This is a genomic window from Martinezella sp. CNPSo 3732, from assembly GCF_057784515.1.
The window spans coordinates 60,439-75,755 of sequence record NZ_JBXSOO010000013.1 but is presented as its reverse complement, the minus strand read 5'-3'; the positions used below and the strand labels follow the sequence as shown (position 1 = coordinate 75,755).

Below are 15,317 nucleotides of genomic sequence, written 5' to 3'. Positions count from 1 at the left end.
TGGCTACTCCCGGTTCTGTTTGAGATTCTTGTCCATGTCGCGCACCGCTTCGAAAAGAACGGCGGCACCCATGGCGATGTCGTCATTCTCGGCCCATTCCTCGGCGCAATGGCTGCGGCCTTCCTTGCAGGGCACGAAGATCATGGCGGCCGGCGCGACCTTGGCGATCCAGGCCGTGTCGTGGCCGGCGCCGGAGGCCATGCGGCGATGCTTGGCACCAACCGTGTCACAGGCGCGCTCGAGCGTTTCGAGCAGCATCGGAGCGCCCGGCGTCGGCATATTGTCGGAGACGCGCACAGGCGGGTTGATCGTCACGCCATAATCGGCGGCGATGGTCTTCACCTCACCGTCGATCCATGCGAGGAAATCTTCCATGTCGCTGCGGATTTCGGCGCGGCCGTCGATCAGGAGCACGACCTTGGACGGCACGACATTGGCCGCATTCGGCTCGATACGGAATTCGCCCACGGTCGCAGCGAAATGACCCGGCGTCTTTGCCTGCTCGGTGGCGCGTTGGCGAATGTCGAGGACCAGCTGTGAAGCAGCCACCAGCGCATCCGCGCGGCGGTCCATCGGCGTCGTGCCGGCATGGTCGGCGCGCCCTTCAACTGTGATTTCGATGCGGGTGATGCCGGCGATCGCGGTGACGATGCCGATATCCTTGTTCTCGGCTTCCAGCACTGGACCTTGCTCGATATGCAGTTCCAGGAAGCCGGCAAGATCCGGGCGCTTCTGGGCGAGTAGCACCGAAGGATTGCCACCAACCTCGGTAATGCCCTGCGAAAGCGTGCGGTCGCCGCTTGTGCGGGAGAGCCACGCCTCTGGGATCTGCCCGGTCATGCCGCGGCTGCCGACGCAGGATACGCCGAAGATACTGACTTCCTCAGCGAGAAAATCGACGATCTCCAGATCGTGATCGAGCTCGATGCCGCGATCCTTCAAGGAGCGCGCCACTTCAAGCGCCGCAATCGTGCCGGCGATGCCGTCGAAGCGGCCGCCATCGGGAACGGTGTCGGAATGCGAGCCGACAAGGATCGTGCCGAGGCCGGGTTTCGTGCCTGCGCGCCGGCCGATCAGATTGCCGGCGGCATCGATGCGCGTCTCAAGTCCTGCAGCTTTCATCCGCGCGTCGATATAGGCGCGGCCTTCCAGAAAGAGCGGCGAGAAGGCGCGGCGTGTCCAGGGATGGCCCGGATCGGTGATGCCGGCCAGCGCATCGATATCCTCGGCGATACGGTCGGCGTTGACGGGCAGGTTGTGGCGCTTGGCGTCGGTCATCAGGCAGTTTCTCCGGCAAGAATTTAGCGAGGCAAGGGGCGGACGAAGTTGCCGGAGCCGGGTTCGGCCAACACCTTCTGTCCCTCGGTGATCTGCTTGCCTCTAAGGTAGGCGGCGGACACAGTCCAGGGCAGGCGGATGCCGTTATAGGGGCTCCAGCCCACGACGTTGTTGCCGCTCGCGGCTGCGTCATAAACTGTTTCTCGCGGTTCCAGCACGACGATATCGGCGTCCTTGCCCGGCGTCAGCGCGCCCTTGATGTGGTCGAGGCGGAAATGCTTAGCCGGGTTTTCCGCCATCAGCTTTGCGGCCCAGGTCAGCGGCACGCCGCGTTCGAGGGCCCCCTTGAGGAAGAGCGGCACCATAACCTCCAGTCCCGGCACGCCGGAAGCATTCGCCAGCATGTCCGGATTGGTCTTGCGGTTTTCCGACCAGCTGACATGGTCGGTCGAGACAAGCCAGACATTGCCTTCCGCCACCTTGCGCCACAAGGTTTCCACTTCGGCGCGCGGGCGGATGGGCGGATTAATTTTCGCCTTGCCGCCGAGACGCCGCACATCGTTTTCCTCGTCGAGCGTCAGGTAATGGATACAGCATTCGACCGTCGCCTCGAAGCCGTCGCGGCGATAGGCGCGCGCGATGTCGTAGCCGCGGCCGAGCGAGCAATGCACGACATGAGCCGGGCAGCCGGTATTCGCACCCGTCTCGAAGATCGTGTGCATGGCGAGTAGCTCTGTGATCGGTGGTCGCGAAAGGCCGTGGGCGCGATAGTCTGTCACGCCGCTTGCCTTCACCTGCTCCATATAGGCGCGCACCGCTTCGTCGTCTTCGTTGTGGACGCCGGCGGTCAGGCCCGTCGGAGCGATAGCGGCAAAGCAGGCATCGAGGAGAGCGGGCGGAATGCGGGGAAAGCGCTTGGGATCGGTGCCGAAGGTGGAGAACTTGAAGGCGGCCACGCCGGCCTCGACCATCTCGGCGATGCGCGCCGGGCCTTCTTCGGGATCGACCGTGCCGTATAGGGCGAAGTCGACGCGCGATTGCGGCGCGGCGTGGTCGATCTTCTTCTTCACCGCCGCTGCCGAACAGACGAGATTGCCTTCGTCATAGGGCATGTCGACGATGGTGGTGACGCCGCCGGCGGCTGCCGAACGCGTCGACCAGATGAAATCCTCCTGGTCCTTCTGCGAGAGGGAGTGAACCTGTGCGTCGATGGCGCCAGGCAGGATCAGCGCCTTGCCGAGCAGGTGCCGCTCGCGTGCGGTCGGCGGCACGCCGATGCCGATCTCGGCGATCTTACCGTCGCGCACGGCGACATAGCCGGCTTCCACGATGCGTTCAGGCAGCACCACGGTGCCTTGCAGAACAAGATCGAAATCGGCCATGTGCATTCTCTCCGCTCGTCGGTGGGTTCAGATAGCAACGGTGTCGCGATAAAGCCGCTCTTCGACCCGCTCCAGCGAGCCGAGTGCGAAGAAATCATCATAGGCGAGGATCGGCTTGTGAGCGATCAACTCTGAAACGAAAGCCTCCGAGCCCAGCTCCTCCTCGATCGCCTCCACTTCGGCCGATAGCGGCCGATCGACCACATAGAAATCGGCATGCTTGCGCACGACGTCATAGAGCATGCGCGCCACGCCTTCCGGCTTGTCGCCGAGAATGTCCATCGCCTGGGCCGACAGCAGGGCTTCAAGAGCGGCCAGACGCTTCAGTGCCCGCATCTGCCGCTCGAAACGTTCGATGACCAGCGGCAGGAAGGCGGCCTCATCTTCCATCCCGGCTGCCACAACGAGGGACTGCGCCGAGACCGGATTGGACATGGACAGAACACGCGAGAAGATCTCGCCGGCAAGCTTGATGATCGGGCCGAAGCCAGTCGCGATCCTGCCTTCCGGCACGAGATTGACGGGAAGGCCGCGCCGTTGGCCGTTGCCGAGCAGGACGCAACGATTGAAGGCATTGCGGGCCGCATGGGCCATGCAGATCACGGCCGCTTCCAGAAGTACGGTGACATCGAGCGGAAGGGAGCCGCCTGACGTCATCACACGGCCATCGACGATGACCGGATTGTCATCCGAGCGGCCGGTGGCTGCCAGGATCTTGTGGCCGGCCGTCAAAAGGTTTTCGATGACGGCGCCAAAGACCTGGGCGATCATGCGCAGGCTCAGCGGGTCCTGCACATGGGTCGCGACCGGCCAGGGCCATTCATCCGAAGCGTTGCAGAGCCACGCACCGATCAGTGCCTCGCGGGCGGTGCCGACATGGCGCACGGCAATCCACGGATCGCGCGAGGCGCCGAGTGCACCGGCCGCCATCATGCCCGTCGCAAGCAGCACGCGGATAGAGGCGGCGGCATTGCGGGTCGTCTCGGCGGCGGCGGCAAAGCTGACCGCATTGACGCTGAGCGAGGCCAGGCTGTCGCGCGGCATCATCCTGACGGGAGCGATGCCGGCGGCATCGAAGGCATCGGCAGCCTGCATGCGGCGGCCGCGATAGACGGCCTCGCCAACGCCGGTCAGAACCGCGCCGATCTGGCCCATCAGGCCGATATCCGCGCAGCCGATCGAGCCCGTACGCCTGACGACGGGAATGACATCCGAGCTCAACAGCTGCAGATAGGCTTCAATCAGCTCCTGCGAACAACCTACTTGGCCGGTGAGCGCGGTGTTGACCCGGATCGCCATCGCATTGCGGACGACCGACATGGAGAAGGGCGCGCCAGTGCCGAAATGATGAGCGCGCACGAGGCCGAGATTGAAGGCATCGAGATCTTCGGGGGACCATTCGACATCCTTCATGGCGCCGACACCGGTCGTGGAGCCATAGACGGGCATGCCCGACTGAATGGTGCTTTCGAGAACGCCGCGCGCCAGCCGCACCCTGGCCATGCCGCTTTCCGACGCCGATGGTAGGACGGCTCCCGCACCGATCCGCACCAGATCGCTGAACCCAAGGGGCTGCCCGGTGAGTTCGATGCCGGCTCTCTGACGCTCCATCTCTGCTGTTCTCCTTTTTTGCAAGGCTATGCGAGCCTTGTCGTCAATGGGATATCCCAAATGGCGAACACCTCGATCCGTGCCGGACAGACTGATTTTGAGGCGAGTGCGTACGTTGCGCAACTCTATGTTTTTGCGCGCGCATGGGGCTTCCTGCACCGGCCAGCTATTTTGGCCGAGACGAGGACGAAGCATCCGAAAACTTCGCGATCAGCTCAGGTGCCAGGCGACATAGAGCAGCGTCAGCGCAATTACCCAAAGCGCAAAGCGGCCGGAACGGCTGTGCTTGGCCTCGGCCTTGCCGATTGCTTCGGCAGTCTGCGGATCGAAACGCAGGCCGTTTTCGCTCATATGCAGCAGTTCGTGGTGGAATTTCTCGGTCTTCGCCGCAATCTCGGGTGCGGCTTCGGCAAGCTTCACAGCCGCTTTCAAACCATCCTTCAGATCGGTCATGATCCGCTTCGGGCCGAGATTGGTGCGGATCCAGTCGCCGACGACCGGTTCGGAAGCCTTCCACATGTTGAAGCGTGGATTGAGCATGCGCGATACGCCCTCGACCACGACCATGGTCTTCTGAAGCATGACCAGCTCGGGCCGAGTCTCCATGTCGAAGAGTTCGGTCACTTCGAAGAGCAGGGTCAGAAGCTTGCCCATGGAGATGGTTTCGGCCGGCTGGCCGTGGATCGGCTCCCCGATGGCACGGATAGCCTGCGCAAAACTTTCTATATTGTGATGGGCAGGTACGTAGCCGGCTTCGAAATGCACTTCGGCCACCCGGATATAATCGCGGGTGATGAAACCGTAGAGAATTTCGGCAAGGAAACGGCGTTCCTTCTTCCCCAGGCGTCCGACGATGCCCATGTCGACGGCAACGATCATGCCGGTCGCATCGACGAAGAGATTGCCCGGGTGCATGTCTGCATGAAAGAAGCCGTCGCGCAGCGTATGGCGCAGGAAGGACTGGATCAGCGTATCGGCGAGCGCGTTGAGATCGTGGCCGGCCGCCTTCAGCCCCTCAACGTCGGACATCTTGACGCCGTCGATCCACTCCATGGTGATGACGTCGCGGCCGGTACGTTCCCAATCGACCTTTGGAACGCGGAAGCCCGGATCCTTCTCGGTATTTTCGGCGATTTCGGACAGCGCGGCTGCTTCCAGCCGCAGATCCATCTCGACCTTCGTGGTCTGCTCGAGCGTCTTCGTCACCTCCACCGGACGAAGGCGCCGGCTGGACGGCATGAAGCGCTCCTGCAGCCGTGACACGAGATACATCGCCTTGATATCGTTGGAAAAACGCTGGCGCACGCCAGGCCGGACCACCTTCACGGCAACGCGCTTGCGCCCTTCGGCCGTGTCGACCTCCGCCGGATGCACCTGCGCTATCGAAGCGGCGGCGATCGGCTCATCGAAGCTGGCATAGAGGTCATCTATCCGCCGCCCGAGCGAAGACTCGATGGCTGCCGTCGCCGTTTCATGCGGAAAGAAGGCCATCCGGTCCTGCAGCTTCGACAGGTCATTGGCCATGTCGACGCCGACGACATCGGGTCGGGTCGCCAGGAACTGGCCGATCTTCACATAGGAGGGCCCGAGCCGCTCGACCGCCTGGGCGAGCCGGTCGCTGCGCGCTTGGCTCTTCGCCTTCCTGCGCGCAAAGATGCTGACGAAGGACTTGGCGAGACTGACGGAGGGCGGCAGCCCTTCCGATGGCAGTGCCATGACCACGCCTTCGCGCACGAGCACCCAGCCGACCCGAACAAGGCCGAAATATGCGCTGAAAGCACTCATAGCGTCTCAAGGTCTCGAAGAGAGGAGGCCGTCAGCCGCATGATATGGCTCGACATCATGCTTCAGAGCTTCCAGCCGGAGTGCAGCGCCGCGATGCCGCCGGTGTAATTGGTGAAACTCACGCGCGAGAAGCCGGCCTCGCGGATCATCGTCGCGAAATCCTGCTGGTTCGGGAACTTGCGGATCGATTCCACCAGATACTGATAGGGTTCGGCATCGCCTGTTAGCGCCTTGCCGAATTTCGGAATGGCGTTGAAGGACCAGGCGTCGTAGACGCGGTCGAGCAGCGGCAGGTCGACTTCGGAGAATTCGAGCACGAGCAGCCGACCGCCGCGCTTCAGGACGCGATAGGCCTCCTTCAGCGCCACATCGATGTGCGGCACGTTGCGGATACCGAAAGCGATCGTATAGGCGTCGAAGGAGTTCCGCTCGAAAGGCAGCTCCTCGGCATTCGCCTCGACGAAGGTGAGGTTGTCGGAAAGCTTCTTTTTCTCCGCACGCTCGGCGCCGACGGCCAGCATCGAGCCGTTGATGTCGAGCACCGTCGCATGCGCCAGCCGGTTGGAGGCCTCGACGATGCGGAAGGCGATATCGCCCGTGCCGCCGGCGACGTCGAGCACCTTGTAGGCAGGGTCCTTGCGCGGATTGAGCGCTGATATCATCCCGTCCTTCCAGGCGCGATGCATGCCCATCGACATGACATCGTTCATGACGTCGTAGCGCTTGGCGACCTTGTGGAATACCTCGTTGACGAGACCCTGCTTTTCGCCATCGGCTACTTCGCGGAAGCCATAGGATGTTTCCATGCCGCCATCGGCGGAGGTGCGGCTTTCTGCCATCGGCTCAACTCCGTTACATTACAGCGCCGCGCGTCATTTATGGCGCGCAAAGGTCGCTGTAACACTTTAAACTTGCTGCATAATTCTCTCCTTAAATCGATTCCGATCTCTTAAATCGATTCCGATCTAAGGAATTATGCAGTATTCAGCGGCGGACCATAGCGAAATCGCGTTTGCCACGCTATCTCATCAGCCAGATCACCAGCCGCAATGCCTTGGGCTATAGCTCAGATCATAAGCGGTTGAAACATAAAGATGGATAGCCATGCCGGAATTACCAGAGGTCGAAACTGTCAGACGGGGCCTTGCGCCTACCATGGAAGGTGCCGTTCTGAAGGAACTGGAGCTGCGCCGCAACGATCTGCGCTTTCCTTTCCCGGCCGATTTCGTGCAAGCCGTTTCGGGCCGCGGCATCGCGTCGCTGTCGCGCCGTGCCAAATACCTACTGATCGATCTCGACGATGGCAAGACGATCGTCGCGCATCTCGGCATGTCCGGCTCGTTTCGGGTCGAGGCCGGTCGGGAGGCACAAGCGTCGGGCGAATTCCATCACCCCCGCTCCAAGGACGAGAAGCACGATCATGTCCTCTTCCATCTGGAGGGCACAAGCGGCGAGGCGCGCGTCATCTATAATGACCCACGTCGCTTCGGCTTTATGGACATTGTTAGACGGACCGACATGGTGAGTCACCCCTTCTTCCGCGACCTCGGCCCGGAACCCACCGGCAATGAGCTCGATGCCGATTACCTGGCTAAGCGTTTTGCCGGCAAGGCGCAGCCGCTGAAGAGCGCGCTGCTGGACCAGAAGAACATCGCCGGTCTCGGCAATATATATGTGTGCGAGGCGCTGTGGCGCTCCCACCTGTCGCCATTGCGCGCCGCCGGCACGCTGGTTGCGGATACGGGCAAACCGACGGAAGCGCTGCTGGTGCTGGTCGAAGCGATCCGCGAGGTCATTGCCGATGCGATCGCCGCTGGCGGCTCGTCGCTGCGTGATCATATCCAGACGGACGGCTCGCTCGGCTATTTCCAGCATTCCTTTTCTGTCTATGATCGTGAAAGCCAGCCTTGCAGTACGCCCGGCTGCAGCGGTACGGTCAGTCGCATCGTCCAGGCGGGGCGCTCTTCTTTCTACTGCGCTTCCTGCCAAGACTGAGTGAAGGGCCAAAGCTGATTTAAAGGGCCAGAGCTGACTTAAAGGGAGAGAGAAGTGGCTTACGAAACCCTCATCGTCGAAACACATGGGGCTGTCGGCCTCATCCGGATCAATCGGCCGCAGGCGCTGAATGCGCTGAATTCAACGGTCCTGTCCGAGCTGAAGCAAGCCTATGCCGCTCTTCATCTTGACGATGCCATCGGTGCGATCGTGCTCACCGGTTCGGAAAAGGCCTTTGCTGCCGGCGCCGACATCAAGGAAATGCAATCGCTCGATTTCGTCGACGCTTATAAGAATGACTTCTTCAGCGGCTGGGCCGAGATCGCCAATGCCCGCAAGCCTGTCATCGCGGCGGTGAGCGGCTTCGCGCTCGGCGGCGGCTGCGAGGTGGCGATGATGTGCGATTTCATCATCGCCTCGGAGACCGCCAAATTCGGCCAGCCGGAAATTACGCTCGGCGTCATTCCCGGCATGGGCGGCTCACAGCGTCTCACGCGCGCGGTCGGCAAGGCGAAGGCGATGGATCTTGTATTGACGGGTCGGATGATGGATGCGGCAGAGGCGGAGCGTTCAGGCCTCGTGGCGCGCGTCGTGCCGGCAGACAAGCTCTTGGACGAAGCGCTGGCCGCCGCCGCTAAAATCGCCTCTCATTCTCGTCCTTCGGTACTGATGGCCAAGGAAGCGGTCAACCGCGCTTTCGAAACCACGCTCGAGGAGGGGTTGCGCTTCGAGCGCCGCCTGTTCCATAGCCTGTTTGCCACAGAGGATCAGAAGGAGGGCATGGCGGCCTTCGTCGAGAAGCGCAAGCCAGCCTTCAAGAACCGCTAAGGCCGGGATTCAGGAATTACGCGGGTTTGGCGAGAATCCGCGTTGACGCCGCGGCTCATTCCGGTTATATGCCCGCCACAGTTTGGAAAGCCGCTCTGGTTTTCCGCAATTGCTCCCGCATTGCTGGATGAAGTGGCCATGGGGCCTACGCCGCAACGATGGAGTTTTGTTCGAATTCTAAGAGAGGCATACATGGCCAATACTACCTCGGCGAAAAAAGCGACCCGCAAGATCGCCCGCCGCACCGATGTCAACAAGGCTCGTCGCTCGCGCGTTCGCACGTTCGTTCGCCAGGTCGAAGAAGCCATCGCATCGGGTGATGCAGATCGCGCAAAGGCAGCTTTCGTTGCTGCTCAGCCGGAACTGGCTCGCGCAGCCACCAAGGGCGTGCTTCACGCCAACACCGCTTCCCGCAAGGTTTCGCGTCTTGCCAAGCGTGTGAAGGCTCTTTCGGCCCCGACCGCGTAATCTTTCGTTAACGATTTAATCGTTAGAGTTAAGCCCGGCCCTCGCGCCGGGCTTTTTGGATTCGGCCAAAAAAATGCCGCATTGCCAAAAATGGCCGGCCGTTCATGTCATTGACGTGACAGAAATATGCCTTTGAAAACAAAGGCTTGCGACAGGATATCCCAGCGCTGGGTGATCTGCATGACGCATTGCCGGCTCACAACTGAGTCAAGGGATTTTTTATTTTTTTTCTTTTGAAAGCTGTGGGAATCGCGTTCGATAGGAATCTCTTTGATTCAACAGCGATTCTTTTTTGAAGGGCTTGTGACAGTCAAAAATGGCCTCCGGAGTCAATGGCCGCCTCTTAATTTTGTGTAAAATTCATCGTTGATATCTGCCTTCGATCCTGCCTAAATGGATTTCAACAAGGGGCGCGGATTTCACCTTAAACGGCTTCGGCAAACACCGTTACGTATGGCGGTGGAGGTGGTTTTGTCTCTTGTGACGGAGCGGTTCAGTTCCGTTTTTTCAAACAGTTGACGAGTAAGAACCGGAAGCGGCGACGCTTGCGGAACGAGGAAGCTTGTCTGTCCTTTGCGGCCCAAATCATTGGCGCGGCTGCGGGGAGGGGAGAAAAATTGACAGCCATTGGAGCGGTCAGTCGGAGTACGAGGGCCGATTGATGCTCCGGTTACAGACGCCGGGACGAAGACTGCTTTAAAGAGCGGTTTTTGCCACAGTGTTCCTGTAAAGCCCGCTGGCCGGGCGTGGCTGATGAACCGGTATGCGGCGCAGCTTGGGACAACGAGCGTGATCGTCATGCCATGGCGAAGAACCAAGGGCGGCAGTGATCTGCTCCCGCCCTATAAAGAGACTGTGGAAGGCGGCACTATATGCAGATACATACGAGGGCGACGGGTGCGTTGGAAAATGGGGACAATGCGCAGGCGTTCGGTGCGGTTTGCTTAGAAGCGGCGGGGGAAAAGGGCGACGTGGCGCAAAGTAATTTGTTCGAGCGCGTCAGCGCGCGCTTGAAGGCTCAGGTCGGACCCGATGTCTATGCCAGCTGGTTTGCGCGGCTCAAGCTTCATTCGGTATCGAAGAGCGTTGTTCGTCTCACGGTCCCGACGACATTTCTTAAGTCCTGGATCAACAATCGCTATCTCGATCTCATCACCAGCCTGTACCAGGCTGAGGATGCCGAGATTCTCAAAGTCGAAATTCTGGTGCGCACCGCGACCCGTCAGGGCACGAAGCCAAGCGCCGATGAACAGCAGCCGGCGGTGCCGGATCAGGCGGCTGTCGCACCGATCCGTCGTGCCGTCGCCCAGCCCGCTGGGCAAGTCGTTGCCCAGGCCGTGAGTGCGGCTGCGGCTGCGCGGCCTGCAACGGCGGGTACGCCGCTCTTCGGCTCTCCGCTCGATTCCCGCTTCACCTTCGACACCTTTGTCGAAGGCAGCTCGAACCGTGTCAGCCTGGCCGCTGCGAAGACCATCGCCGAAGCTGGCTCCGGCGCCGTGCGCTTCAACCCGCTCTTCGTCCATGCGACGGTCGGCCTCGGCAAGACGCATCTGCTGCAGGCGATCGCCAATGCGGCGGTACAGAACCCGCGCGGCCTGCGTGTCGTTTATCTGACGGCGGAATACTTCATGTGGCGCTTCGCAACCGCGATCCGCGACAATGACGCACTCACGCTGAAGGACTCGCTGCGCAATATCGACCTGCTCATCATCGACGACATGCAGTTCCTGCAGGGCAAGATGATCCAGCACGAATTCTGCCACCTCTTGAACATGCTGCTCGACAGCGCCAAGCAGGTCGTTGTCGCCGCCGATCGCGCGCCTTGGGAGCTGGAATCGCTCGATCCGCGGGTGCGTTCGCGCCTGCAGGGCGGCGTGGCGATCGAAGTCGAGGCGCCGGACTATGAGATGCGTCTTGAGATCCTCAAGCGCCGTCTCGATGCTGCCCGCCAGGACGATCCTTCGCTGGAGATCCCGGCTGAGCTTCTCTCGCATGTCGCCCGCAACGTGACTGCCAGCGGCCGCGAGCTGGAAGGAGCCTTCAACCAGCTCATCTTCCGTCGCTCCTTCGAGCCGAACCTGACGGTCGAGCGCGTCGACGAGCTGCTGGCGCATCTGGTCGGCTCCGGCGAACCGCGCCGCGTCCGCATCGAGGACATCCAGCGCATCGTTGCTCGCCACTATAATGTCTCGCGTCAGGAACTGGTCTCGAACCGTCGCACGCGCGTCATCGTCAAGCCGCGCCAGATCGCCATGTATCTGTCGAAGACGCTGACGCCGCGTTCCTTCCCGGAAATCGGCCGCCGCTTCGGTGGCCGCGATCATACGACTGTGCTGCATGCGGTGCGTAAGATCGAGGAACTGATCTCCGGTGACAGCAAGCTGTCGCACGAGATCGAGCTGCTGAAGCGCCTCATCAACGAGTAAGCTGAGCGTCAGCATTCATCACATCGTCCACGGCCGGCTTGATCGCCGGCCGTTTCTTTTTGCGCTCCAAGCGCTTTAGGTCGGCGGCGTCGCGCGTGATACCTCGGAAAATAGCCAGGCGCGCAGCGCCGCGATCGCCGGCCTTTCGAGTGCACCGGGTTGATAGACAAGGTGATAGGCAAGCGCGCTTGCAAATCCGGTCGGGAAGGGCGCAACGAGCGTGCCATCCGCCAGTTCCTGCTCCACGAAGGAGCGGCGCATCAGCGCAATGCCAAGGCCAGCCTTCATGGCGTGGTAGGCGCCCATGCCGTCGGTGAAGACCGGCCCATGCATGGCATCCACCCGCGTTGCCCCGACCGCCTTCAGCCAGAGCTCCCAGTCACGCCGGTAGACATCATGGATCAACGTCAGGGTGGCGAGATCGTCAACCGCGGGGGAGGGGCCGAGTGCGGCCGCCATCTCCGGCGTACAGACCGGAACATATTCGTCATCGAGAAATCTCTCGCTCGCCAGCCCCTCGTAGCCGCCGAGACCGTGGCGAATGGCGATATCGATCCCATCCCGCTGGAAATCCATCATGCGGTAGGAGGCGCTGATGCGCAGATCAATATCGGGATGGGCCTCTTCGAAGCGTCGCAGCCGCGGCACCAGCCAGTGCGTGGCAAAGCCGGCTGTGCAGGTAAGGGTCAGCACCGTATCCTTGGCGCGCATGGCCAGCGCCGAAGTTGCTTCGCGGATAAGGCGGAATGCCGTTCGCATCGTCGCGAAATATTCAGCGCCTTCACTCGTCAGCGCCAGGCTGCGGGCTCGCCGCTCGAAAAGGCGCACGCCGAGCGCGCTTTCGAGGTCGCGGATCTGAAGGCTGATGGCGCCCGGCGTCACATGCAGCTCATTTGCCGCCAGTGTCATGCTGAGATGCCGGGCGGAGGCTTCGAAGGCGCGCAGCGCCGAAAGGGATGGCAGTTGATCCATGATGATTGAGCTCAGCTAAACCATGATTTGAAAAAGACTCGTTTGCCAGAGGCTCGATATAGCGAGATTATTCCAGCAATGGCGATGGTTGGCAATTGTCGCGGTTGGCCACCAATAAGTAAAACTCAATCAGCTGATGCTGGAGATGGTCAGATGGCACAGAAATCCATGGGCGCGGTCGAGTGGGGCATGCTGGTGGGTCTGTCCATCCTGTGGGGCGGCTCTTTCCTGTTCAACGGCATTCTGGTGCGCGAACTGCCGCCCTTCACCATCGTCACCGCACGCGTCGCGCTCGCCGCCATTGCCTTGCATGTCATCGTACGCGCCACCGGCCATGCCATGCCGAAAGACCGCCAGACCTGGCTCGCCTTCTTCGGCATGGGCTTCCTCAATAATGTCATTCCCTTCCTGCTGATCGTATGGGGACAGACCCATATCGCCAGCGGCCTCGCATCCATCCTCAATGCCACCACGCCGCTCTTTGCTGTCGTGGTCGCCCATTTCCTGACCGAGGATGAGAAGATGACCGGCAATCGCCTGATCGGCGTCATCGTCGGCTTTGCCGGCGTCGCCCTGATGATCGGCCCGTCGGTGCTGGCAAGCCTCGGTTCCAACGTGCTGGCGCAGCTTGCCGTACTGGGTGCCGCCTTCAGCTACTCGCTGGCTGGCATATTCGGCCGCCGTTTCCGCCGTATGGGGCTGGCGCCGATCATTCCCGCCGCCGGCCAGGTGACGGGCTCGGCGATAATGCTTCTGCCGATCGCGCTCTTCGTCGATCGCCCCTGGGCGCTGGCAATGCCGTCCACCGAGACCTGGCTGGCGCTCGCCGGCCTGGCCATCCTGTCGACCGCCATCGCCTATATGCTGTTCTTCCGCATCCTGGCGACGGCCGGCGCCACCAACCTGATGCTGGTGACTTTCCTGATCCCCGTCAGCGCAATCCTGCTCGGCGCGCTCATCCTCGGCGAAAGCCTGCAGCCGAAACATTTCATCGGCATGGCGCTGATCGCGGTCGGCCTTGCCGCAATCGATGGGCGCTTACTTACCCGCCCCTTGAGGAGGAGGGTCGGCACGTAGTGCCGGGGTGGGGTGATGTCGGCAAGAACCGGAACATCATCGCACACACGGGGATCACCCCCCGCTTTGCGGCGACCTCCCCTCAAGGGCAGGGGTATCGCCTATGGGGTGGATCGGCACCGGAAATTCCTTCTCCCCTTGGGGAGAAGGTGGCCCGAAGGGTCGGATGAGGGGGCTATCGATTTGAATTCATGGATTTTCGTAGTCTTGGCGGGCACCCCCTCATCCGCCTGACGGCACCTTCTCCCCGAGGGGAGAAGGGGGTGGCCGCGATTTCAGCTCATATGCGATAGCCTTGCCCTCAAGGAGGGGATAGTCAGCAAGCGAGATCGGCGACGACCGAGTCGAGAACCAGCATTCCCGCCGGCGTGCAGCGCAAGCGGGAATTACCGATCCGTTCTATGAAACCGTGTTCCAGTAAAAACGCCTCGCGCTGCGGATCGGGATCGCGCCCGGACAGCTGCTGCCAGCGAGCGAGATCCACGCCCTCCCGCAGCCGCAAGCCCATCAGCAGCAATTCGTCGGCCTGTTCGTCGAAGTCAAGCATTTCCTGGTCAATCATGCCGTGGCCGTCGCGCTCGACCATCTCGAGCCAGCTCTCCGGCTTGCGTTCGGTGGCCGTCGCCAGCTTCTGTGGGCCACGCGTCAGGCGGCCATGGGCGCCGGGACCTATGCCGGCATAGTCGCCATAGCGCCAATAGGTGAGGTTGTGCCGGCTCTCGGCGCCGGGACGCGCGTGATTGGAAACCTCATAGGCCGGCATGCCCTCACGCTCGGTAATCTCCTGCGTCGCCTCATAGAGCAGCGCCGATTGATCGCCATCGGGCACGATCAGCTTGCCGGCCTTGTGCAGGCCATAGAAGGGCGTGCCTTCCTCGATCGTCAGCTGATAGAGCGAGAGATGATCGACCGCATAGGAGATCGCCTCTTTCAGCTCGCGTTCCCACTCCTCGACGGTCTGGTTTGGGCGGGCATAGATGAGGTCGAAGGACATGCGCGGAAAAATCTCGCGCGCCAGTCTGATTGCCTTCAGCGCATCCTCGACATTGTGCAGTCGGCCGAGGAATTTCAGGTCGCGGTCGTTGAGCGCCTGCACGCCCATCGATACGCGATTGACCCCGGCGGCGCGGTAGCCTCGAAAGCGCTCTGCCTCGACGCTCGACGGATTGGCCTCCATGGTGATCTCGATGCCGTCAGGCACATGCCAGGTCTTGGCAATGCCATCGAGGATCGCGCCCACCGTCTCGGGCTTCATCAGCGACGGCGTACCGCCGCCGAGGAAGACGCTGGTCACGGTTTTAGGGCCGCTGATCATCCGCATCGTCGCCATTTCCTTCAAAAAGGCGGCGGCGAAACGCTCCTGATCGACAGGCTGATGGCGGACATGGCTGTTGAAATCGCAGTAGGGACACTTTGCCGCGCAAAAGGGCCAATGCACATAGACGCCGAAACCGGGTTCGCCGGTATCGGGCAGCAATTGCGCCCCGCGCATCAG

Annotated in this window: 12 protein-coding genes; 5 read left to right on the top strand and 7 right to left on the bottom strand. The window is 61.6% G+C overall.

Annotated features, from left to right (window positions below):
* Positions 1-3: 3 nt before the first annotated feature.
* From AC13RM_RS20410 to ubiE, 5 genes are all read right to left on the bottom strand, one after another.
* A complete protein-coding gene (locus AC13RM_RS20410) occupies positions 4-1,278 on the bottom strand; it encodes a Zn-dependent hydrolase (RefSeq protein WP_374820679.1) in 1,275 nt (424 codons plus the stop codon).
* Between the two features lie 23 nt (positions 1,279-1,301).
* Positions 1,302-2,660 carry a hydantoin-5-propionate amidohydrolase gene (gene ertD / locus AC13RM_RS20405; RefSeq protein WP_374820676.1) on the bottom strand — a complete coding sequence of 453 codons (1,359 nt, stop codon included), beginning with the start codon at positions 2,658-2,660 and terminating at the stop codon, positions 1,302-1,304.
* A 27-nt stretch (positions 2,661-2,687) separates the two neighbouring features.
* Complete coding sequence (locus AC13RM_RS20400; RefSeq protein WP_374820673.1) at positions 2,688-4,271, bottom strand: aromatic amino acid lyase; 1,584 nt, start codon at positions 4,269-4,271, stop codon at positions 2,688-2,690.
* 210 nt (positions 4,272-4,481) lie between these two features.
* Positions 4,482-6,056 carry a 2-polyprenylphenol 6-hydroxylase gene (gene ubiB, locus AC13RM_RS20395; protein ID WP_374820670.1) on the bottom strand — a complete coding sequence of 525 codons (1,575 nt, stop codon included), beginning with the start codon at positions 6,054-6,056 and terminating at the stop codon, positions 4,482-4,484.
* A gap of 62 nt (positions 6,057-6,118) precedes the next feature.
* Positions 6,119-6,895 (bottom strand): bifunctional demethylmenaquinone methyltransferase/2-methoxy-6-polyprenyl-1,4-benzoquinol methylase UbiE, encoded by a 777-nt coding sequence (gene ubiE / locus AC13RM_RS20390; protein WP_374820667.1) that lies wholly within the window; start codon positions 6,893-6,895, stop codon positions 6,119-6,121.
* A gap of 265 nt (positions 6,896-7,160) precedes the next feature.
* On the opposite strand from ubiE, the gene mutM reads away from it, so the two are divergent.
* The 4 genes from mutM (at position 7,161) to dnaA (ending at position 11,773) form a co-directional block, all read left to right on the top strand.
* Positions 7,161-8,051 (top strand): bifunctional DNA-formamidopyrimidine glycosylase/DNA-(apurinic or apyrimidinic site) lyase, encoded by an 891-nt coding sequence (gene mutM, locus AC13RM_RS20385; protein ID WP_374820664.1) that lies wholly within the window; start codon positions 7,161-7,163, stop codon positions 8,049-8,051.
* Between the two features lie 54 nt (positions 8,052-8,105).
* Entirely contained in the window at positions 8,106-8,879 is a 774-nt protein-coding gene (locus AC13RM_RS20380; protein ID WP_113231838.1) for an enoyl-CoA hydratase, read from the top strand.
* A gap of 192 nt (positions 8,880-9,071) precedes the next feature.
* The gene (gene rpsT / locus AC13RM_RS20375; protein ID WP_004108374.1) at positions 9,072-9,347 is read left to right on the top strand and encodes a 30S ribosomal protein S20; all 276 of its coding nucleotides are present in this window, start codon (positions 9,072-9,074) and stop codon (positions 9,345-9,347) included.
* Between the two features lie 872 nt (positions 9,348-10,219).
* Positions 10,220-11,773: a chromosomal replication initiator protein DnaA gene (dnaA, locus tag AC13RM_RS20370; RefSeq protein WP_113231839.1), complete on the top strand. Its 1,554-nt coding sequence runs from the start codon at positions 10,220-10,222 to the stop codon at positions 11,771-11,773.
* 75 nt (positions 11,774-11,848) lie between these two features.
* On the opposite strand, the gene gcvA is transcribed toward dnaA, so the two are convergent.
* Entirely contained in the window at positions 11,849-12,745 is an 897-nt protein-coding gene (gcvA, locus tag AC13RM_RS20365) for a transcriptional regulator GcvA (RefSeq protein ID WP_374820659.1), read from the bottom strand.
* A gap of 153 nt (positions 12,746-12,898) precedes the next feature.
* Here gcvA and AC13RM_RS20360 point away from each other — a divergent pair, with 153 nt between their 5' ends.
* The gene (locus AC13RM_RS20360; protein ID WP_374820656.1) at positions 12,899-13,822 is read left to right on the top strand and encodes a DMT family transporter; all 924 of its coding nucleotides are present in this window, start codon (positions 12,899-12,901) and stop codon (positions 13,820-13,822) included.
* 316 nt (positions 13,823-14,138) lie between these two features.
* On the opposite strand, the gene hemW is transcribed toward AC13RM_RS20360, so the two are convergent.
* Positions 14,139-15,314: a radical SAM family heme chaperone HemW gene (gene hemW / locus AC13RM_RS20355; protein ID WP_374820900.1), complete on the bottom strand. Its 1,176-nt coding sequence runs from the start codon at positions 15,312-15,314 to the stop codon at positions 14,139-14,141.
* Positions 15,315-15,317 lie beyond the last annotated feature (3 nt).